The sequence below is a fragment of the Labrys sp. WJW genome (assembly GCF_001676615.1).
In the GTDB taxonomy this organism is placed as follows: domain Bacteria; phylum Pseudomonadota; class Alphaproteobacteria; order Rhizobiales; family Labraceae; genus Labrys; species Labrys sedimenti.
The window spans coordinates 1-19,675 of sequence record NZ_LYXZ01000030.1; the positions used below are offsets into that span (position 1 = coordinate 1).

22 protein-coding genes are annotated in these 19,675 nt (G+C 65.0%); 9 read left to right on the forward strand and 13 right to left on the reverse strand.

The annotated features are described in order from the left end of the window. On the reverse strand, positions 1-222 hold a 222-nt coding region (locus BA190_RS36685; protein WP_210185278.1), incomplete at its 3' end, for a hypothetical protein. 207 nt (positions 223-429) lie between these two features. On the opposite strand from BA190_RS36685, the gene dapB reads away from it, so the two are divergent. Beyond that, positions 430-1,245, forward strand: a complete 816-nt coding sequence (dapB, locus tag BA190_RS18675; protein ID WP_202908490.1) for a 4-hydroxy-tetrahydrodipicolinate reductase — start codon at positions 430-432, stop codon at positions 1,243-1,245. A gap of 297 nt (positions 1,246-1,542) precedes the next feature. On the opposite strand, the gene ptsN is transcribed toward dapB, so the two are convergent. The 4 genes from ptsN to BA190_RS18695 all read right to left on the reverse strand — a co-directional run bounded on the left by ptsN (position 1,543) and on the right by BA190_RS18695 (position 4,450). Then, positions 1,543-2,007, reverse strand: coding sequence for a PTS IIA-like nitrogen regulatory protein PtsN (ptsN, locus tag BA190_RS18680; RefSeq protein WP_068290664.1), 465 nt, complete (start codon positions 2,005-2,007; stop codon positions 1,543-1,545). Positions 2,008-2,123: 116 nt separating this feature from the next. Next, positions 2,124-2,705, reverse strand: a complete 582-nt coding sequence (gene hpf / locus BA190_RS18685) for a ribosome hibernation-promoting factor, HPF/YfiA family (protein ID WP_068290666.1) — start codon at positions 2,703-2,705, stop codon at positions 2,124-2,126. Positions 2,706-3,012: 307 nt separating this feature from the next. Beyond that, positions 3,013-3,954: a glyoxylate/hydroxypyruvate reductase A gene (locus BA190_RS18690; protein ID WP_068290667.1), complete on the reverse strand. Its 942-nt coding sequence runs from the start codon at positions 3,952-3,954 to the stop codon at positions 3,013-3,015. Positions 3,955-4,192: 238 nt separating this feature from the next. After that, positions 4,193-4,450: a hypothetical protein gene (locus tag BA190_RS18695; RefSeq protein ID WP_068290669.1), complete on the reverse strand. Its 258-nt coding sequence runs from the start codon at positions 4,448-4,450 to the stop codon at positions 4,193-4,195. A gap of 333 nt (positions 4,451-4,783) precedes the next feature. On the opposite strand from BA190_RS18695, the gene BA190_RS36505 reads away from it, so the two are divergent. Beyond that, positions 4,784-6,160, forward strand: a complete 1,377-nt coding sequence (locus tag BA190_RS36505; protein ID WP_068290671.1) for a hypothetical protein — start codon at positions 4,784-4,786, stop codon at positions 6,158-6,160. An 8-nt stretch (positions 6,161-6,168) separates the two neighbouring features. Next, complete coding sequence (locus tag BA190_RS18705) at positions 6,169-6,855, forward strand: hypothetical protein (protein WP_068290673.1); 687 nt, start codon at positions 6,169-6,171, stop codon at positions 6,853-6,855. Positions 6,856-6,980: 125 nt separating this feature from the next. Here the strand turns inward: BA190_RS18705 and BA190_RS18710 are convergent, their stop codons facing one another. The 4 genes from BA190_RS18710 to BA190_RS18725 all read right to left on the reverse strand — a co-directional run bounded on the left by BA190_RS18710 (position 6,981) and on the right by BA190_RS18725 (position 9,646). After that, positions 6,981-7,625, reverse strand: a complete 645-nt coding sequence (locus BA190_RS18710) for a methylated-DNA--[protein]-cysteine S-methyltransferase (RefSeq protein ID WP_068290675.1) — start codon at positions 7,623-7,625, stop codon at positions 6,981-6,983. Positions 7,626-7,701: 76 nt separating this feature from the next. Continuing rightward, on the reverse strand, positions 7,702-8,079 hold the full coding sequence (locus BA190_RS18715; RefSeq protein WP_068290679.1) for a glyoxalase superfamily protein: 378 nt from the start codon (positions 8,077-8,079) through the stop codon (positions 7,702-7,704). A gap of 148 nt (positions 8,080-8,227) precedes the next feature. Next, the gene (locus BA190_RS18720) at positions 8,228-8,725 is read right to left on the reverse strand and encodes a GNAT family N-acetyltransferase (RefSeq protein WP_068290681.1); all 498 of its coding nucleotides are present in this window, start codon (positions 8,723-8,725) and stop codon (positions 8,228-8,230) included. Further along, positions 8,726-9,646, reverse strand: a complete 921-nt coding sequence (locus BA190_RS18725; RefSeq protein ID WP_068290684.1) for a LysR family transcriptional regulator — start codon at positions 9,644-9,646, stop codon at positions 8,726-8,728. 144 nt (positions 9,647-9,790) lie between these two features. On the opposite strand from BA190_RS18725, the gene ilvD reads away from it, so the two are divergent. From ilvD to BA190_RS18740, 3 genes are all read left to right on the forward strand, one after another. Further along, complete coding sequence (gene ilvD / locus BA190_RS18730) at positions 9,791-11,464, forward strand: dihydroxy-acid dehydratase (protein WP_068290798.1); 1,674 nt, start codon at positions 9,791-9,793, stop codon at positions 11,462-11,464. 164 nt (positions 11,465-11,628) lie between these two features. Continuing rightward, the gene (locus tag BA190_RS18735; RefSeq protein WP_068290686.1) at positions 11,629-12,243 is read left to right on the forward strand and encodes a TetR/AcrR family transcriptional regulator; all 615 of its coding nucleotides are present in this window, start codon (positions 11,629-11,631) and stop codon (positions 12,241-12,243) included. 50 nt (positions 12,244-12,293) lie between these two features. Then, positions 12,294-13,172: an NAD(P)-dependent oxidoreductase gene (locus BA190_RS18740; protein WP_068290688.1), complete on the forward strand. Its 879-nt coding sequence runs from the start codon at positions 12,294-12,296 to the stop codon at positions 13,170-13,172. A 15-nt stretch (positions 13,173-13,187) separates the two neighbouring features. Here the strand turns inward: BA190_RS18740 and BA190_RS18745 are convergent, their stop codons facing one another. Further along, entirely contained in the window at positions 13,188-13,961 is a 774-nt protein-coding gene (locus BA190_RS18745) for a mechanosensitive ion channel family protein (RefSeq protein WP_068290690.1), read from the reverse strand. Between the two features lie 537 nt (positions 13,962-14,498). On the opposite strand from BA190_RS18745, the gene BA190_RS18750 reads away from it, so the two are divergent. Next, a complete protein-coding gene (locus BA190_RS18750) occupies positions 14,499-14,837 on the forward strand; it encodes a hypothetical protein (protein ID WP_068290692.1) in 339 nt (112 codons plus the stop codon). Between the two features lie 5 nt (positions 14,838-14,842). Here the strand turns inward: BA190_RS18750 and BA190_RS18755 are convergent, their stop codons facing one another. Beyond that, the gene (locus BA190_RS18755) at positions 14,843-15,730 is read right to left on the reverse strand and encodes a LysR family transcriptional regulator (protein ID WP_068290694.1); all 888 of its coding nucleotides are present in this window, start codon (positions 15,728-15,730) and stop codon (positions 14,843-14,845) included. A gap of 92 nt (positions 15,731-15,822) precedes the next feature. Between BA190_RS18755 and BA190_RS18760 the strand changes: the two genes are divergently transcribed. Continuing rightward, entirely contained in the window at positions 15,823-16,980 is a 1,158-nt protein-coding gene (locus BA190_RS18760; protein WP_068290696.1) for a gamma-butyrobetaine dioxygenase, read from the forward strand. After that, the gene (locus BA190_RS18765; RefSeq protein WP_068290698.1) at positions 16,977-17,591 is read left to right on the forward strand and encodes an HD domain-containing protein; all 615 of its coding nucleotides are present in this window, start codon (positions 16,977-16,979) and stop codon (positions 17,589-17,591) included. Before BA190_RS18760 ends, BA190_RS18765 begins: the two co-directional genes overlap by 4 nt. On the opposite strand, the gene BA190_RS18770 is transcribed toward BA190_RS18765, so the two are convergent. Beyond that, complete coding sequence (locus BA190_RS18770) at positions 17,564-18,334, reverse strand: N-formylglutamate amidohydrolase (protein WP_068290700.1); 771 nt, start codon at positions 18,332-18,334, stop codon at positions 17,564-17,566. The two genes, BA190_RS18765 and BA190_RS18770, sit on opposite strands and share 28 nt — an antisense overlap. 193 nt (positions 18,335-18,527) lie before the next feature. Next, the gene (locus tag BA190_RS18775) at positions 18,528-19,391 is read right to left on the reverse strand and encodes a MurR/RpiR family transcriptional regulator (RefSeq protein WP_068290702.1); all 864 of its coding nucleotides are present in this window, start codon (positions 19,389-19,391) and stop codon (positions 18,528-18,530) included. Between the last annotated feature and the right edge of the window lie 284 nt (positions 19,392-19,675).

Consider the following 19,675-nt stretch of genomic DNA (forward strand, 5'->3'; position numbering starts at 1 on the left):
ATCGAACCTGATTTCTGAATCAGGCTCGATGCTGTAATTCCTTGTTGCCGCATCTTTTTTGCCGAAAACCGCTACCCACTTTTCGGCGCGATGCTCTAATCGCACCTTTTCTCTAACCCCTTGTTTTGGCGCGCTTTCTTCATCGAAGGATCTATCGATTTTTCTGAAAAACGCTCTAGGACAACGGTCGGGCGAGATGGTAGACCCGACGAAGAAGCGCAACGGTCGGGCCTCCCTCGCCCTGCGAAGCGGGGAGAGGGTAAAGGTGAGGGGCTGCGCAAAGCGTCCGGACGATCCGGTCGCGCCGCCCCTCATCCTTACCTTCTCCCCGTAAGAACGGGGCGAAGGGGTGGCTGACGTCGCGCTCTTCACCTATCCCAGCGCCCATGGATGGAACGTCCGCGCGCCCGGCAAGCAAGGAGTTTCACCATGGCCGATATGCGGCTCGTCGTAGCAGGCGCCTCCGGGCGCATGGGGCAGACCCTGATCCGCATGATCGCGGAGACGCCGGGCGTCGTGCTCGCCGGCGCCATCGAGCGAACGGGATCGCCCGCCATCGGCCAGGATGCGGGCCGGCTTGCCGGGCTCGACGCCAACGGCGTCATCGTAACCGATGATCCGCTCAGCCTGCTGACCTCGGCCGAGGGCATCATCGACTTCACGGCCCCGGCCGCCACCGTCGAACTGGCCGCCCTCGCGGCGCAGATGCGTATCGTCCATGTGATCGGCACCACCGGCCTGTCCAAGGAGGACTTCGCCCGCCTCAGGGCCGCCGCCCGCCATGCCGTGATCGTGCAGTCCGGCAATATGAGCCTGGGCGTCAACCTGCTCGCAGCCGTGGTCAAGCGCGTCGCCAAGAGCCTGGATGCCGATTTCGACATCGAAGTCCTGGAAATGCATCACAACCGCAAGGTCGATGCCCCCTCCGGCACCGCCCTGATGCTGGGCCAGGCGGCCGCCGACGGCCGCGGCATCGATCTCGACGCCAATGCCGACCGGGTACGCGACGGCCATCCTGGCGCCCGCGAAAAGGGCCATATCGGCTTTGCGACGCTGCGGGGCGGCACCGTGGTGGGCGAGCACAGCGTGATCTTCGCCGGCGAGAACGAGCGCCTCGAATTCTCGCACAAGGCCGAAAGCCGCACCATGTTCGCCAGGGGCGCCCTCAAGGCCGTACTCTGGGGCTTCGGCCGCAAGCCGGGCTATTATTCCATGGCCGATGTCTTGGGGCTCGGGGATTTCTGAGCCGGGGCGCGGGCGACAGGGGATATCCTCCCCCTGACAACTCCTACGGTCGCGCTGCCCCTCACCGTACCTCTCCCCGTAAGAACGGGGCGAGGGGACTTTGACCGAGCGTTTGATTCTGAGAACGCACAATCTCGCTCGACCGTTGGGCGAGATGAAAGGTCTGAGGATCAATCACAACACTTGCGCCTCCTCGCCCCGTTCTTACGGGGAGAGGTACGGTGAGGGGCAGCGCGACATCAACGACCTGGGCTGACCAATTACGCGTGCCTCAGTCCCGCCGGCAGAACAGCGCCCTCAAGCCGCGTGCGATGCCGGTTCCTCGCACAGGATCGAATAGAGGCCGGCCGCGTCGCTGGTGGCCCGCAGCTTCTGCACGATGGCGGGATCGCGCAGCATGCGGGCAATGCGCGACAAGGCGCGCAGGTGATCGGCACCGGCGCTTTCGGGCGCCAGCAGCAGGAAGATGACGTCGACGGGCTGGCCGTCCAGGGCCTCGAAGTCGATCGGGCGCTCCAGGCGGGCGAACAGGCCGAAGATCCGGTTGAACTTGGCCAGCTTGCCATGCGGGATGGCAATGCCGCTGCCGACGCCGGTCGATCCCAGGCGCTCCCTCTGGAGCAGCGTATCGAAGATTTCTCGCTCGCCCAGGCCGGTCAATGCAGCGGCACGTTCGGCGATTTCCTGCAGAGCCTGCTTTTTCGAGTTTACTCTCAGCGCCGGAAGCACAGCATCCTGCGGCAGCAGATCACTCAAAGGCATCGCATTCCTCGTGGGGGTTCGAGCCGGGAGCCCATGCGAAAGGGCCGGCTCAATAGCTTGGCGCCCGCCCCTTCAGAACTATTCTTCGGAGGCGGGCGCTTGATCGGGTGGGCCTGTCAGGTCGACTCTGCCGTTGTCTGCGGCAGGTCGATCCAGCCAATATGGCCGTCGGGGCGGCGGTAAACCACGTTCACGCGGCCATGTCCAGCGTGACGGAAGACGAGGGCCGCCGCGCCGGTCAAATCGAGGTCGACGACGGCCTCGCTCACCGACAGGCGCTTCATCTTGGTGGTGTTCTCCGCCACGATCACCGGCGTGAACTCCTCGGCGGCGCTTTCCTCATCGCTCGGCGCCGTAATGACGTAGTCGGTGGACTCGGCCGCGGTCGCGTTGTCCGGGCCGGCATGATAATCCTTGATACGGTGCTTGTAGCGTTTGAGCCGCTTGGTCAGGCGTTCCGTCGCCAGATCGACGCTGGCATGGGGATCATGCGCGATCGATTCGGTCTGAAGGGTGAGCCCGGTGGGAAGGTGAATGCGGCAATCGGTCCGAAAACCTGTGCCCTCCTTCTTCACGGTGACCTGGCCGGTGTAGGATTGGTCAAAATATTTCGACAGGCTATCGGCGACCCGCGCTTGAACGTGGGTCCGCAAGGCTTCGCCAATGTCGAGATTTTGTCCTGAGACACGCAGCGTCATGCTTCGCTCCGCTTCTTGAGACGGCAGGCCAAGGGGCCTGCATCCGGGTGGTGACCCTTAGCGTGTGTCGTCAGTCATGGCTTGCGTCGATGAGGCCAAATCGCCTCCGCCAAACCCAAGCCATGACTGACGACACACCCTGCGATCACCCCCTCATTAGGTAAGACCGTATGGCGGCGGCGTCAACGTTACATTATTTTCACGCCGCCATCCGAAGGCCGAAGGAGCGATCCGCGCGAAACGTCCCAAGGCTTCAATTTCCCGAACAAAATCAAAATACTATGGGAAATAACGGGTCATTTTCGCATCAATAGTGCCGGGCGGCGTCCACAGGCGCATCGAAGGGCAGTCCACGCTCGTGGCGCTCGACCTGGCGCAGTACGAAACGCCCGACCGCGTCTTCGTCCGAGATCGCCGAATTGTGGGGCGTAATCGTCACGCGCGGGTGCTCCCAGAGCGGGTTATCCACCGGAAGCGGCTCGGTCTCGAAGACATCGAGCGTCGCGGCCCGCAGCACGCCTTCGTCGAGCGCGGAGATGATGTCGGCCTCCACCTGAAGGCCGCCGCGGCCGGCATTCATCAGGATGGGGGCGCCGAGCACGCCATCATGGGCAAGCTTCTCGAACAGGGCCCGGTTGAGGATGCCCCTGGTCTCCGGCGTCAGCGGCAGCAGGCTGACCAGGAGATCCGTGCGGCCAAGAAAGGCATCGAGCTCGTCGCCGGCATAGGTCTTCACGCCCTCGATCTGCTTGGCCGTCCGGCTCCAGCCGGCGACATCGAAGCCCATGGTCTTGAGCTTGCCGATGGCATCGACGCCAAGCACGCCGAGGCCCATCACCCCCACCCGCAACTCGTGGGCCGCCGGCGAGGGCATCACCTCGCGCCAGAGCTTCTGGCGCTGCAGCAGATAGTAGTCGGCCTGGTTGCGCAGATGGATGAGGGCATGCATCACCACCCATTCGCTCATGCGGGTGGTGAGATTGTCGTCCACTACCCGGCCGAGCGGCACGTCGGGCAAGGTCGGATCGGACAGGACATGGTCGACGCCAGCACCGAGCGAGATGATTCCCTTCAGATTGGGCAGGCTCGCCAGCAGGCCCGGAGGCTGCTTCCAGACGGCCGCATAGGTGATGTCGGCGGGGTTGCCGACATCGGGCCAGGCCCGGATGTCGCGCTGCGGCGCCAGGCGGCGCAGGCGCTCGAGCCAGGGCTCGACTTCCCACTGGGTGATGCACAGAAGTAGGGCCATGGGGGAAGTCTCCTGAAGCAAAGCGCGCCTTTGCGATTCCTGCCTTTTCCACCAAATCACGCTCTGGAGGAAAGAGCCCGCCCCTCTTACAGAGCAAGCGAGGCCCTGCAAAGCCAAAGGCGCAATGTGTGTTTGGAGCGCCTCATGGAATGGCGCGCCCCTTGTCATTGCTGGGCTTGACCCGGCAATCCAGCCTTCCCTTTCAATTGGGAACGAGACGAAGAGCTGGATGCCCGGGTCAAGCCCGGGCATTTACCGAAACCGACAATCGGGATGAAGCGGTTTCGGGCCTTGGCTTGTAGCCGGGTTTTCCGCTGCGGTCGATCCAGTCCAGTATGGTGCCAAGCTCGCCTTGCAGAGTGACGGTATAGCCGCCGCGCTTGTCGCCGGGGGCGACGACGATGCGGTCGATGACCTCACGGATGGCGTCGGCAGCTTCAAGCGCAACGGAAGCCACTATACGGGCCACTTCCGTCCGGTCCTTGCCGCCCAGCATACGCGGCCGAGCATGGCCCTTAGCTGCCGTTCGGAATGACGGGTTCATAGCCGGTGCTGGCACCTAAATTCATCCGCAGCCTGCGCCGTACCAACATCTCCAAAACCCGCCCGCCAGGGCGCCGAAGAAAGCGAGTTGGCTTGGCCGGCGTCGCGCCAGGCGCACGACGCTCACCGCTAGAAGCCGTGAATAGTCCGCTCGAACCTAAGAACCGCCAGCATGGATGCTGTCAGCCCCGCTGGAGGTGAACTCCGGCCGAAACACAACAAAGCCGAGCATTGCAGATTTGCCGGCTCGACCGTGACTGCTATGGTCAACAGCCGGGGGAATAGAATGACGTACAAGAAGCTGGCGCTCGACGCGCTCACCGTGAACAGCGCCAACGACCGCCACGGCGAGCTTGAGAATGAAACAGCGGCCATCGGTTGGTTGTTCACTAATCACGAAAAGGCCATGCGCGCATTGGCGAAGGACCTCGCGGAGACCGGCGAGGTTTACGAGCCGCCATTGGTTTGGCCGAACGGCGACGCCTACCTCGTCTTCGACGGCAACCGGCGCGTCACCTGCCTCAAGCTAATCGCCCAGCCGAAGCGCGCGCCGAGCGTGGAACTGCAAGCCTTTTTCAAAGGCCTGAAGGAAAGTTGGACCGGCACCTTCCCCACGAGACTCGAATGTCAGATCGAGCCTGACCGCGAGCGGATCGACGACATTCTGCTGCGGCGGCACACGGGCACGCGCGGCGGCGTCGGGCGCAATCCCTGGACAGACCGGATGGCGGCGACGTTCGTCGAGCGGACGGGCAAGGGCGGCGGGGTCAACGTCGCAGACGAGATCGAAAAGCGGCTTCAAGCCGCGGGCGCGCTGCCGGCGAGGAAAATACCGTGGTCAACGGCCAATCGGCTCTTGTCCTCCGAAGGCTTACGAAATCGCGTCGGAATCAGCGTGGCGCGCGGCAAGCTTCAACTCACCCATAATGAAAACTTGGTTCTTCCGATCTTCCGGCGTGTGGCGGAGGATCTAGCAACCCGTAAGGTGGTCCTTGGCGATCTCTGGGATAACGAAGGCAAGGTCGCCTATCTCGATGGTCTGGAGGCCGAGGGCGTATTGCCCTTGCCGCCGCTAACCCCTCCGGTCGCTGGACCGGGCGCCGGCCCTAGCCCCCCACCGAAACACAATCTTGGCCCAGGTCCCAATCCTGGGCCAAGTCCTGGTCTGGGCGGCCCCATCGCGCCTCCGTTCGCCCCGCAACCGCCGCCGGCTCCGAAGCCGAGCAAGCGCACAACCCTGATTCCTCAGGTCAGCCATACGGTAGTCTGGCAGGCCCACGTCCAGCGTCATCACCAGATTTGGGACGAGTTGCAGTTCAAGTTGCGCCTGGACGACCACCCCAACGCGATCTCGGTGCTGTTCCGAGTCTTATTCGAGCTGGCGATCGACAACTATATCACCCGCACAAACCTCACCGCCGTCCATCCGAACGATCCGCTGAAGAGCAAGGTCAAGAAGGTCGGCGCCGATCTTGAGGCCAAGAACAAGATCGACGGGAAGTACGCGAGCCTGATCCGCAAGCTCGATAACGCCGACGGCCTGTTCTCGATCGACACGATGAACCGCTATGTCCATTCGCCCGACTTCGCGCCTTCGCCGAGTCACTTGACGGCCCTCTGGGATCAGTCTTCGCGGCTCATCGTCCTCTGCCTGAACGCCTAGCCCAGCTCATGAACGAAGAGCTTCGCGGCATCCCTCGTCGTATCCTCGGCCTAGCGCGAGCGGCCCTCACGCAGGCCAACCATCACGCTGTCTTCATGGACCCCGGAAGTGAGCACTGGCCGTTGATGTCAGTGCTCAATACCGCCCACGCCGGAGAGCTGTTCCTCAAAGCGATAATCGCCACCGAGCACCCGCTGTTGATCTTCAAGGACCTTATCACCCTCGATGACAAGAACGCTGACGAGCTTGACCTTCAGCGGTTGTTGACACGTGGGCGGACGCACGACTTCGAGAAGCTGCCACAGGTCCTGTGGGCGACCACCGGCCTAAGAATTCCCAATCCTGAGTGCTACGAGCGCCTGCGCCAAGCACGCAATGCGATCCAGCACTTTTGCCCGCCGGATGTTCGTGACCTCAGCGCGCTGTCGCTGGAGTTCATCTACACGATCCTCGACCCTTTGATTGCCGGCCGGTTCGGCATCTACGCCATCGAACACCACGAAGATCACAACGTCAGCTACGACTATGTCGTGGCCTGTTTGCTCCGCCGGGAACTGCGCTTTTCGATCCCCGAGGATTTCGCGGTGACTGAGATTGACCTCGATGAGGAGATCGGCGATGCCTCCGCCGAGTACCGCTCCTGGTTCCACGAGGCGCTGACGTCCATAGACAAGGCCGATCTGCTCAAGACATAGCGTCCGCTTCCGTCAGGCGACCTCCGGCACCTCGTCATAGCGTCAGATTTCCACGGACAGCAGATGTCTGTTTCGGTAAAAACCGGCCTGGGCACGACAAAGCTCTGCGCCTTTATCGTTATCGATCAAGCGCTTGGCTCGGGCGATCCGCTCCAGCGCTTTTCGTGATCGATCAGCCAGCGCTTGCGCCAGATGCCGCCGCCATAGCCGGTGAGCGCTCCGTCGGAGCCGACCAGGCGGTGGCAGGGCACGACGATGGCGAACGGATTGGCGCCATTGGCCCGGGCCACGGCGCGGAAGGCGGATGGGCGCTCGAGCCTCCCGGCCAAGGTGGCATAGGACAGGCAGATGCCGGCTGGAATCCGCCTCAATCCCTGCCAGACCTGCCTGGTGAACTCCGAGCCATGCATGGCGAGCGGCGTGGTGAAGACTGGCGAGCGGCCGGCAAAATAGGCGGCCAGCTCGGCCTCGATGCCGTCGATCGCCGCCGATCGCCCGAAGGCGATGGCCGAGCGTGCCGCCTTGCGCAGGCGCGCCAACTCGCCCGGCAGGGCCTTGCGATCGAAGAACTCGACGAGATGCAAAGCGTGGCGATCGCCGACTGCAAGCATGGCGCCGATGGGCGTGTCGATCCAATCAGCCTTGAGGAGGTCGCGCCCCTTGAGTTGGGGCGGGGTTTCCTCCACCGCGCGAATCAGCGCCTCGCGCACCTCCTGTTCGCGCCTCGAGCCCACCTCGGCCCAGTCCTCGTCCTCGCTCCACGCATGCATGCCAGCTCGTCCTGCCTCGAAAGGCGCGAGAGTGCGTTGCCGGCCGCGGGCCGGCAACCCGATTCCTGCGGCCTGGCTACAGGCGCTGCCCGACATCGATGCGGTTGCCGTCCGGATCCTCGAAGACGAAGGCTCGCAGGCCGTAATCCTTGTCCTGCAGGCGCTTGACGATCCGCCGCCCGTCCGCCTCGCACAGGGCATGGAGGGCATCGGCATCGTCGACCATCAGATGCGCGACGTTGAAGGGCGGCGCCTTGTGGCCCGGCTGCAGCGTGAGATGCAGCTCCGCATCGTCGCGCTTGAGGATCATGAAGCCGACAGGATTGCCGTTTTCGAAAGTCTTGGCGAAGCCGAGGACGCCTACATAGAAATCATGGGCGCGCCGGATGTCCTTGACAGGCAGCATGGCGGCGATCCGCCCGAAGCGGATGCCGCGTGGGGCGATGTCGTTCATCGCTCAACCTCGATCTTTGGAGCGTGCAGCCCCTTCGCGGGCGGTGCCGGAACGGTTCCACGCTTCCGTGTTGAAATCGGTGAGGCGGTGCCCACATCCCGGTTATAGCCAGGAAATTCCCGGCCGGATAGGGCATCCCGCGCAGCCCTCAGCGCTCGAGAAAAAGCACCATCAGCGCCTCGTCGAGATAGGTGTTCCCGGCCTTGAGCGCCCGCGGCTCCACGCCATAGACCTCGAAGCCGAGCCGGCGATAGAGCGCCAGGGCGCCATCATTGCCTTGGACGACCGCGAGGAGAAGTTGTTCCACCTCGCCGCGGGCGGCTTCGATCACCGCCTGCATCAGCGCTCCGGCGATGCCGTGCCCGCGCCACCCTGGTTCGACATAGACGCCCCAGACCTGCCCCTTATGCCTGTCCTTGAGGCCGTCCTGTCGCCGGTAGCCCGCCATGCCGACGATCTGGTCGCCGACATAGGCACCGAACACCGCGGCCTGGGACAGCCGCTCCGCGAAGGCGGCCAGCGGCCTGGCGCTCTCGGCTGCGTGAGTGCTGCCGAAAGCCTCCGGCGCGGTAGCCAGTGCATCGAGCCGTATCGCCCGATAGTCGCTGCAATCGGCAGGGCCGAGGCGTCGGATAATGGCAGACATTCAGACAGCTTCCTTTCCGATGGCTTCCTTTTCCGCGACATCCAGGAACCGCCGCAGGGCCGGCGAGCGATCGCCGTGACGCCAGGCCAGCCCGGTCTCGATCACGGGCGCGGCATCGCGCAGGGCCAGATAGCACACGCCCTGGCGCTGCAGGCGCTGCAGCGACTGCGGCACCAGCGCCAGCCCCATGCCGGCCGAGACGAGGCTGATGATCGTCTGCATCTGGATCGCCTCCTGCCTGACCGGCAGGAGCACGCCATGCGCTGCATAATAGCCGGAGACGAGGTCATGGAAAGCCGGTGCGCTGCGCCGCGGAAACAGGATCAGGGGCGCCGCCACCAGCGCGTCGATCGGCAGTGCCTGTCCCGTGAAACCGGCACGCCTCCGCTCGATCCAGGCCTCGGGCACGGCCGCGACCAGCGGTTCGCGCAACAGCGGCTGGTAGTCGAGCGCCGCAGGCAGGCTCGTGCGCGAAGAGGCAATCACCATGCCGACATCGATCGTCCCCTCCAGCAGCGCCTCGACCTGGAGGTCGCTGGTCATTTCCATGAGGGCCAGTTGCACGGCCGGATATCGCTCCCGGAAAGCGCTGACCGTGGCAGGCAGCAGGCTATAGTCGGCGGTCGAGACGAAGGCGAGCCGCAACAGGCCCGCCTCCCCGCGCGACAGACGGCGGGCAATCTCCGGCAAGGCGTTGGCATCCTCCAGCACCCGCCTTGCATGCGCCTGCCATTCGCGCCCGACCGGCGTGAGCGCGACATGGCGCTTGGTCCGGGCGAACAGCTTGACGCCGAGCTCGGCCTCCAGGGCCTGGATGGCCTGGCTGAGCGGCGGCTGCGTCATCGCCAGCCGCTCGGCGGCACGGCCGAAATGCAGCTCCTCGGCCACGGTGAGGAAATAGCGCAGCTGCCGCAGATCCATGGCTTTCTTCCAAGGCGAGGTGTGTTCGATCATTAATATATTTTACGACCTAATATAGCCAGAAACATATATTTTACCAACGATTGGAACAGCTCTAGCATGGGCGGGATTTTGAATGCGGCTTGCCCGCCAATGGAGGATCCCATGCCGATCAACGAGCGCTCCCGGCACATCACTGAGGGCGTCGCCCGCTCGCCCAACCGGGCCATGTATTACGCCCTCGGCTATGAAAAGGCCGATTTCGACAAGCCGATGATCGGCATCGCCAACGGCCATTCCACTATCACGCCCTGCAATGCCGGCCTGCAGCCTTTGGCCGATGCCGCCGCGGCCGCCATCAAGGCGGCCGGCGGCAACCCGCAGCTCTTCGGCACGCCGACCATCTCGGACGGCATGTCGATGGGCACCGAGGGCATGAAATATTCGCTGGTTTCGCGCGAGGTCATCGCCGACTGCGTCGAGACGTCGGTGCAAGGCCAGTGGATGGACGGTGTGCTGGTGCTCGGCGGCTGCGACAAGAACATGCCGGGCGGCATGATCGGCATCCTGCGCGCCAATGCGCCGGCCATCTACGTCTATGGCGGCACCATCAAGCCCGGTCGCTGGAAGGGCCAGGACCTGTCCATCGTCTCCGCCTTCGAGGCCGTCGGCTCCTTCATGGCCGGCACGATGAGCCAAGAGGATTTCGAGGGCATCGAGCGCAATGCCTGCCCCACCACCGGTTCGTGCGGCGGCATGTACACCGCCAACACCATGAGCTCCTCCTTCGAGGCGCTCGGCATGGCCCTGCTCAACTCGGCCAACATGGCCAATCCCGACCGGGAGATCATCGACAGCGCCGCCGAGGCCGGCCGCGTACTGGTGGAAGCGGTCAGGAAAGGCATCAAGCCGCGTGACATCGTCACCCGCAAGGCGATCGAGAACGCCGTGGCGCTGATCATGGCGACCGGCGGCTCGACCAATGCGGTCCTGCATTACCTCGCCATCGCCCATGCCGCCGAGGTCGAATGGACGCTGGACGATTTCGAACGCATGCGCCGCAAGGTGCCGGTGTTCTGCGACCTCAAGCCCTCGGGCAAATACATGGCCGTGGACCTGCACAAGGCCGGCGGCGTGCCGCAGGTGCTCAAGCTCCTGCTCAATGCCGGCCTCCTCCACGGCGACTGCCTCACCATCACCGGACGCACTTTGGCCGAGGAACTGGCCGGGGTGCCGGACGAGCCGCGCGCCGACCAGGACGTCATCCGCCCGATCGACAAGGCGATCTACCGCGAAGGGCACCTGGCCATCCTCAAGGGCAATCTCGCCGAGGGTGGCGCCGTCGCCAAGATCACCGGGCTGAAGAGCCCCTATATCAGCGGCCCGGCCCGCGTTTTCGATGATGAGAAGTCGGCCATGGACGCGATTCTATCGGACACGATCAAGCCCGGCGACGTCTTGGTGCTGCGCTATCTCGGCCCCAAGGGTGGGCCGGGCATGCCCGAGATGCTGGCGCCGACCTCCGCCATCATCGGCCGCGGCCTCGGCGACAGCGTCGGCCTGATCACCGACGGACGCTTTTCCGGCGGCACCTGGGGCATGGTGGTCGGCCACGTCACGCCGGAGGCCTATGAGGGCGGCACCATCGCCCTGGTCCAGGAAGGCGACACCATCACCATCGACGCCCGCCGCCAGAGCCTGCAGCTGGAGGTGGACGAGGCCGAGCTCGCCCGGCGCCGTGCCGCCTGGCGCCAGCCGGCTCCCCGCTATACCCGCGGCGTGCTCGCCAAGTTCGCGGCCCTGGCCCGGCCGGCCAGCGAAGGCGCCGTGACGGGCTGACACGGGAAGAGGCGGACGGGACGTCCGTGGTCCCAGCCTTATCGTTTCCGGCGCGACGCTGGCAGGCTCGCGCGAGAAACGATAAGGCTGGGACCGCGGACATCCTGTCCACTCTTTTCATGAAGCGACTTGATTAGGAAACGATCATTTCCTAATCTCGCCGCATGTCCATGCCCCTCGCCGATTCCCCGCGCCTGGCCGGCCGCCCCCGAGAATTCGATCTCGACGCCGCGCTCGACAAGGCCATCCTCGCCTTTCGCGAGCGCGGCTATCACGCCGCCTCGATCGCCGATCTCGGCAAGGCCATGGAGCTGACCGCCGGCAGCCTCTACAAGGCCTTCAAGGACAAGCGCGCCATCTTCGTGGCGGCGCTCGAGCGCTACACCTCGCTACGCAATGCCGGCCTGCGCGCCCGCCTCACGGGGCTGGCCACCGGCCGCGAACGCCTGCGCGCCGTGCTCGACTTCTATGTCGAGTCCGCCCATGACCTCGAAGGCCGCCGCGGCTGCCTGGTCGTCGGCAGCGCCGTCGAGCTGGTGACCTTCGACGCGGATCTCGCCGAGCTGGTCGCACAGGCCCTGCGCCGCAACGAGGTGTTGCTGATCGAGCTGATCCGGCAGGGGCAGGCGGATGGCTCGGTCAATCCGTATCTCGGCGCCCAGCAGGCGGCGCGCACCTTGCTGTGCGTCCTGCTCGGCATGCGCGTGATCGGCAAGACCGGCCGCCGGCACGATGACATGGCCGATATCACGGATCTCGCGCTGAAAGTGCTCGACTGATTTTTTCGGCCAATTCGGAAACGATCATTTCCAAATAAGGAGTCTCGATCATGCAAGTGGGTTTTCTCGGTCTTGGCACCATGGGCCTTCCCATGGCCGCCAATCTGGTCAAGGCAGGCCATCGCGTGCGGGCCTGGAACCGTTCGCAGGAGCCGGTTGCCCGCCTCGCGGCGCTGGGGGCCGAACCGGCCGCCGCCCCAGCCGATGCGGCCGATGGCGCCGAAGTGCTGATCGCCATGCTGGCCGATGACGCCGCGAGCCGGGACGTCCTGCTCGCCCAGGGCACGCTGGACGCCCTCCCCAAGGGCGCCGTCGTCGTGAACATGGCAACCGTCTCGGTCGCCTTCACCTGCGACATCGCGGCCGAACACGTGGCGCGCGGCCTCTTCTATGTCGCCGCACCGGTGCTCGGGCGCGTGAATGTGGCGGAGGCCGGCCAGCTCAACATCCTGGCAGCCGGCGATGCCGCCCAGCTCGACCGGGTCCAGCCTTTGCTCGACGTGCTGGGCCAGAAGACCTGGCGTTTCGGCGACCGGCCCGAACAGGCGGCCGCGGTGAAGCTCGCCGCCAATTTCATGATCGCCAGCGCCATCGAGACCATGGCCGAGGCATCGACGCTGGCATCGGGCCATGGCGTCGCCAAGGCCGCCTTCCTGGAGATGTTGACCTCGACCATCTTCGCCGCGCCGCCCTATAAGGGCTATGGCGCCGCCATCGCGGAGGAGCGCTTCGAGCCCGCCGGCTTCAAGCTCTCGCTCGGCCTCAAGGATGTGCGCCTCGCGCTCGAGGCGGCCGATGCCGTCAACGTGCCCCTGCCCTTCGCCGGCGTGCTGCGCGACAATCATCTCGACGCCCTCGCCCATGGCGAAGGCCATCTCGACTGGGCCGCGCTCTCGCGCGTCGCCGAGCGGCGCGCCGCGCAGAAGTGATCGCGGAGCGAGCGATCAGGACGCGGATGCCGCGGCGTCCAGGGCCGCCGAAGCCCGCTGCACGATCTCGGCCTTGAGGTCATTGGCATCACCGGCCTTGGTCCAGGCCTGGACGGCGATGTCGACGCCCTTTTCGGTGAAGCCGGACAACACGATCGAGGCGGCCGGCAGCGGCAGCACCCGGCCGTCGCGACTGAGGAAATCGCGGATCGCACCCGACACCGCCTCGGCATTACCGCCATAGGGCACGGGTACCTTCACATTGACGCTGCGGGTGGGATAGGCCGAGACATTGGTGATCGGCGAGCCCCAGACCTGCCCGTTCGGAATCAGAACCTGCACATTGTCGCCACTGGCGAGCTCGGTCATGAACAAATTGAGGTTCTTGACCGTCCCGGCCTTGCCGGCCACCTCGATGCTGTCGCCGAGCTGGAAAGGCCGGAACAGCAGCAGCATCACGCCGGCGGCCATGTTGGAAAGCGTGCCCTGCAGGGCGAGGCCGATGGCCAGCGAAGCGGCACCCAGCACGGCGACGAGGCTGGTGGCCTGGATGCCGATCACCTGCAGGATCAGGATGAAGACCAGCACCAGCACGCCATAGCGTACCAGGCTCGACAGGAAGGCCGTGACGATCGGATCCATGCGCGAGGTTGCCGTCAGGGTCCTCGCGGTGAGGCGCTCCAGCATGCCGGCAGCCCACCAGCCGACCAGCATGATCACCAAGGCACCCAGGCAGTTGATGCCGTAGAGGATGAACAGGTTTCCAAGTCCATTGAGATCGATCGGCAAGGGAAGCCTCCTGGGGTGGGCAGCGGGCGGCCCTCCCGATAGCACGCCCGCGCCGTCCGCCTAAAGCCCCCCGCGGTTCATCGGGATGGGTAAGCCTCGCAAAACCATGTCGAAACAAGGTATTGGAGCAAATCTGCGGCCGGAAACGAAAGCATTTCGCACCAGACGACAACAGTCTTTTCATCGTCGTTGCCGTCTCGACCATCTGCCATGCGCTCTGGAACCGGGTGCGTGATTCGGGCCGGCAGGCCCCCTTGCCGCACCGCCTGAACACAACCACAGGTCGCGGATTTCCTCGCAATTTTAATACCGTTGATATCCCGGCGATGCGAAGCACCACGCCAATATAACCAACAAGTATTAAGCGGCTGGTTTAATTATCTAATCCGTCTGGGCAGCTTTCAGAGGTAGGAAATTACGGGGTATGCTGCCCGACAGATAAGTTCCGATCGTCTCTTAGATCTGCGGGGGAATACTATGCGTTTCCTGTTCCTTCCCCGAGTTACGAGAACACATTACCCGTTCCTCGAAGAATTATTGTCTCTGCATATACCTTATGCGGATTGGCTGCGTCTGGTGGCCGATTGGCGCGAGGCGGGCAAGGCGCGAGGCTTCACCGTGCGCTACATGACGGTCAATCCCTATGAATTGCGCCGCTGGCTGCCCGCAGGCGCAGGCCCCGCCAGCCTCGCCCAACTCCTGCAATTCACTGACTGGGTCGGCAATGGCCGGTCGGGCGATCCGTTCGCCTCCACGAAAGTGCCCGGCAATCTGGACACGAAACCTCCCGGTGGCACGCCTCGCTCCGGCGGGTCGACCGGCCCTTCCTGGGAAGCCCGCGAGGACAACGGGGACCTGCGGACTGCCATTTCCTGACGCGCTCAGGCTCGGGGCCTCGCCTCGTCCAGGATCCAATCCAGCACGGCTTGCTCATGCGGCGCAAGCGCCCTGCCGGCCGGGCAGGTGACGAAATGGCCGCGCTCGCCGGCAAGCTCGATGTCCGACAGCGGCCGGAGCCGGCCTTCCGCCAGGATCGCATCCGCCAGGGGGCGCGAGGCCAGAACCACCCCCGCTCCGGCCTTGGCTGCTTCCAGCGCCACCACGAAACTGTCGAAAACCAGGGCTGGCCGGCCCGGCGTGCCGATGCCGGCCCGAGCGAACCAGTCCGGCCACATCTCCCGGCCGCCGGCGACCGAGAGCAGGGGTAGTCGCGTCCAGAGCCGGGGATCCGGCAGGCCTGCCAGCAGCGCAGGCGCCGCCGCCGGCACCAGGCGTTCCCAGGTCAGGCGATGACTGTCGCGCCCCTCGAATGCCCCCACCCCGAAGCGGATGTCGAAGCCTTCGCGATCACCGGCATAATCGGCCGGGACATGTACGGTGGAGAGGACCAGGCGAATCTGCGGAAAGGCGGCGGCAAAGGCCGGGATGCGCGGCGCCAGCCAGAGCAGGGCAAAGGAGATCGGGCAGCGCAGGTCGACCGTCTGGCCGGCGCGCCGGCCGAACAATTCGGTGGTGCTGCGCGCAAGCGCCCTGAACACCCCCTGGATATGGGGCAGGTAGGCGCCGGCCTCCGGCGTCAGTTCCACGCCCCTCCGCTGGCGCGTGAACAGCGCGGCACCGAGTTCGGCCTCCAGATTGCGGATATGCTGGCTGACGGCGGCCTGGGTCAGGCCGAGTTCCTCGCCGGCCGCCGTGAAGTTGAGATGGCGGGCACAGGCCTCGAAGGTGCGCAGCCAGGCGAGCGGCGGAAGGCGGGATGATTCTGCCATAATAGAAATGATGTCATCTGCACATTTTTCATTGTTTGTACGATGGCAGAGGCTTCCGCACAATGGCTGCGATCCAGACGGGAGGCCATGCGATGAAGGCGGAAACAGTTGAAATCCTGGATGCGGGCCAGGCCCTGCGCATCAATTGGGGTGACGGCGAGAGCCATCGCTTCCACGCGATCTGGCTGCGCGACAATGCCCTCGATCCGCGCACCCGCAGCAGCGCCAATGGCCAGCGCCTGATAACGGTGCTCGATATTCCGGCCGATACGGTGATCGCTTCGGCTGAAGTCACCGCCGAGGGCGCCATCGGCATCACCTTCGCTCCCGAGCAGCACCAGGCCGTGTTTCCGGCCGGCTGGCTGCGCGACCATGGCTACGACAAGCCGGCTCCCGCTGCGCAGGGCTGGCTCGGCCCTGCGATCGAACCCTGGGACGCCGGCCTGCAGGACCAGGTTCCCACCGCCTCCTATGACCGCCTGCGCCAAGACAGGGCCGTGCTCGGGACCTGGCTCGGCGCGGTCGAACGCCACGGCTTTGCCGTGATCACCGGCATGCCGACCCATTCGGGCGGATTGTGCGATGTCGCCGACCTGTTCGGCTATGTGCGCGAGACCAATTACGGCCGCTGGTTCGAAGTGCGCGCCGAGGTCAACCCGACCAACCTCGCTTATACCAATCTCGGCCTGCAGGCCCATACCGACAATCCCTATCGCGATCCGGTGCCGACGCTGCAATTGCTGGCCTGCCTCGAAAACTCCGTCGAGGGCGGCGATTCCATCGTGGTCGACGGCTTTGCCGTGGCCAGGCGCCTGCAAGCCGAGGATCCCGAGGCTTTCGACCTCCTCGCCCGCCACGCCGTGCGCTTCGAATATGCGGGCTCCTCGGGCGTGTGCCTGCGCTCCAAGCGCCCCTTCATCGAACTGGGGCCCGATGGCGAGATGATCGCCATCCGCTTCAACAACCGCTCGGCCGCCGCCTTCACCGACGTGCCCTATGAGGAGATGGCCGCCTTCTACGCCGCCTATCGGCGCTTTGCCGAGATCCTGGAAGATCCCGCCATGGAAGTGAGCTTCAAGCTCAGGCCCGGCGAGCTCTTCATCGTCGACAACACTCGCGTCATGCATGCCCGCAAGGCTTTCTCCGGCAGCGGCAAGCGCTGGCTCCAGGGCTGCTATGCCGACAAGGACGGCCTTCTCTCCACCCTCGCGGCCATCCGGGCCGAAACCCGCCGGGAGGCCGCCGAATGACCACGCCAACTCTCGACGCCACCACCATCGTGCCCTTCCTCGCCGACATCTTCGAGCGCCGGGGTGCCGAGGAATATCTCGGCGAGCCCGTGACCATGGCCGAGCACATGCTGCAAGGCGCCTGGTTCGCCGAGCAGGAAGGTGCCGATGACGAACTGGTCGCCGCCGCCCTGCTCCACGATGTCGGCCATTTCACCAGCGAGTTCGGCGCCTATTCGCCTGATGACACCGAGGACAAGCATCATGACGATGCCGGTGCCGAGGTGCTGGCCCCCTTCTTCCCCGAGGTCGTCACCGAATGCGTGCGGCTGCATGTGGCAGCCAAGCGCTATCTGTGCGCCACCGATCCGAGCTACGACGCCAGGCTCTCCCCCGCCTCGCGCCATACGCTACAGCTGCAGGGCGGCCCGATGAACGCGGCCGAGATCGCCGAATTCCGCTCCAGCCCCTTCTACAGGGAGGCCGTGCGGGTCCGGCTATGGGACGAGGCCGGCAAGGTCGCCGGCCTGAAGACCCGCGCTTTCAGAGACTATGCCCCGCTGCTGCAGCGCGTGGTCGATCGTTTCCTGGTGGATAGCACTGCTCAGGCGGAGAACGCGCCCGCCAGGTAGCCGGCCCAGCGCTCCGCACCATCGGGCGTGGCGATCAGGTCGTTCCGGATTTCGATCAGGACGGCCGGGTTGCCGCGCTGGTCGCCATGAACGGGAATGGCGTAGTCATTGCCGTCGATGACATAGGGCACATTGGCCTCGACCAGCAGCCCGGATGCCGCGCTGCGCAGCGCCTCGATCACCTTCCGCCCCATCGGCGCCGCCTGTGCGAACAGCACACCGGCGTGCCAGGGGCGAGGCTTGCCGTGGAACACCGGCGTGTAGGAGTGGATCGCCACGATCACGCTTCCCTCGCCGCGCTCCTGCCGGGCATCGAGAAAGCGCGCCACGCTCTGGTGGAAAGGGTGGAACATCACGGCTTCGCGCCGTTCCCGCTCGGCCGGATCGAGATCGAGATTGCCGGGGATTACAGTCGCCTCCGAGACAGCCGGGATGCTGCTCGGTGCGCGGAGCGGCCGGTTCAGATCGATCAGCAGGCGCGAATAGCCGGCCAGGAAAGCGGGCGCGTCGAGCAGGCGCGCCAGATGGCGCGTGACCTCTGCCGCGCCGACGTCCCAGGCGATATGCCGGCCCAGATCCACCGGCCCCAGGCCCAGCCCGCCATACTCGGCCGGCATGTGGTTGGAGGCATGCTCGCAGATCAGCACGATCGGCGAACGCCCGCCTTCGTTGACGATCTCGAGGGCGGGCGGCCAATCGGCATTGTCGAGGGCGGGCTCGTGCTGCAGGGGAGCATTCGGCATGGAAAGGTCCTAAGCGTGATTGCGGCCGGTTCGGCATTGTCCGGAAATAACTGAAGCGCCACCCTTGTCATGCCCGGGCTTGCCCCGGGTATCCAGAAGCCCGCCTTCGACGTCTGGAGAACTGGATTGCCGGGGCAAGCCCGGCAATGACAAGGGTCGAGGCAATTCGATTCGTTTGATGATGGATGTATCCTCAGGGCGCCTTTTCGCTGACCGTGACGCCGACGGCACTGCGAATGTCCTCGAGCGCCTGGATGCGCCGCTTGACGGCATCGCCGCTGCGCATGACGGCGTGCAGGGACAGGGCTTCGAGCTGGGCGAGGGCCGGCACCAGCGTGTCATAGGGTGAATTGACTTCGCTCGGCGCGATGAAGACCACCTCCGCCTTCTCGGCGATCGGCGACAGCCATTGATCGGTGAACAGGATCAGCCTGATGCCGCGCTCGGCCGCCTGGCTGGCAAAGCGGACGATGTCTGTCTGGTAGCGGCGATAATCGAAGACGATCAGTACGTCGCGGTTGCCGAGCTCAAGCAGGAGGTCGAAGCTTTCGGCCGAAAAGCGCGCGAGGTCCGTCACCTGCCCCCGGAACTGGCCGAGATAGCCCGCGAGGATGCCGGCCAGATGCCGGCTGAAACGGCCGCCGAGCAGCAGCACCCGCCCCTTCGCCGCCATGATGAGATCCACGGCCTGGTCGTAGTTCTGCGCCGGCACCGCCGTCTCGGTCTCGGCGACGCGATGAGCGACGGATTGAAGATAGGTCTGCACCGTGGCCGGGCCGTTGCCGGCCGTCCGCTTGGTCTCGAACATCAGGAGAGGCGACTGCAGCCTCGCTTCGATTTCGGTGATCAGCATGGCCTGCAAATCGGCGAAGCTCTCGAAACCCAGCTTGGCTGACAGCCGCGCCACGGTCGGGTCGCTGACGCCGGCCCGCTTGGCGAGATTGGAGGCCGTTCCCAGGCCGGAGGTTGGATAGTCGGCCAGCAGGGCCTGCACGATCTTTCCCTCGGCGGGCGTGAGGTTGAGTCCGCTCTGCGTCAGCAGGTCTTTCAGAGGCATGATCGGCGGCCCTCGTTGTGTTAGAGTTTTGACATAAACACTGATCGATCGTCAAATATGAAAAAATATTGACAGACATTGTCGACGATGCTTTGTTCGCAGCCAGCAAGCAGCTCGTGCGAAAAAAGCAAGCGATACGGGGGGATTCTGGTCCCCGGCCTGCCGTTTCCACGCTCCACGAATTCTGTCCGCACAAGGCGCACGGCTTCGGCAGTCATGCCGCGCGCCAACAATGACGGCTGTCGTCCATCCGAAAACATCATGGCCTCGTCGCACGCCATGCC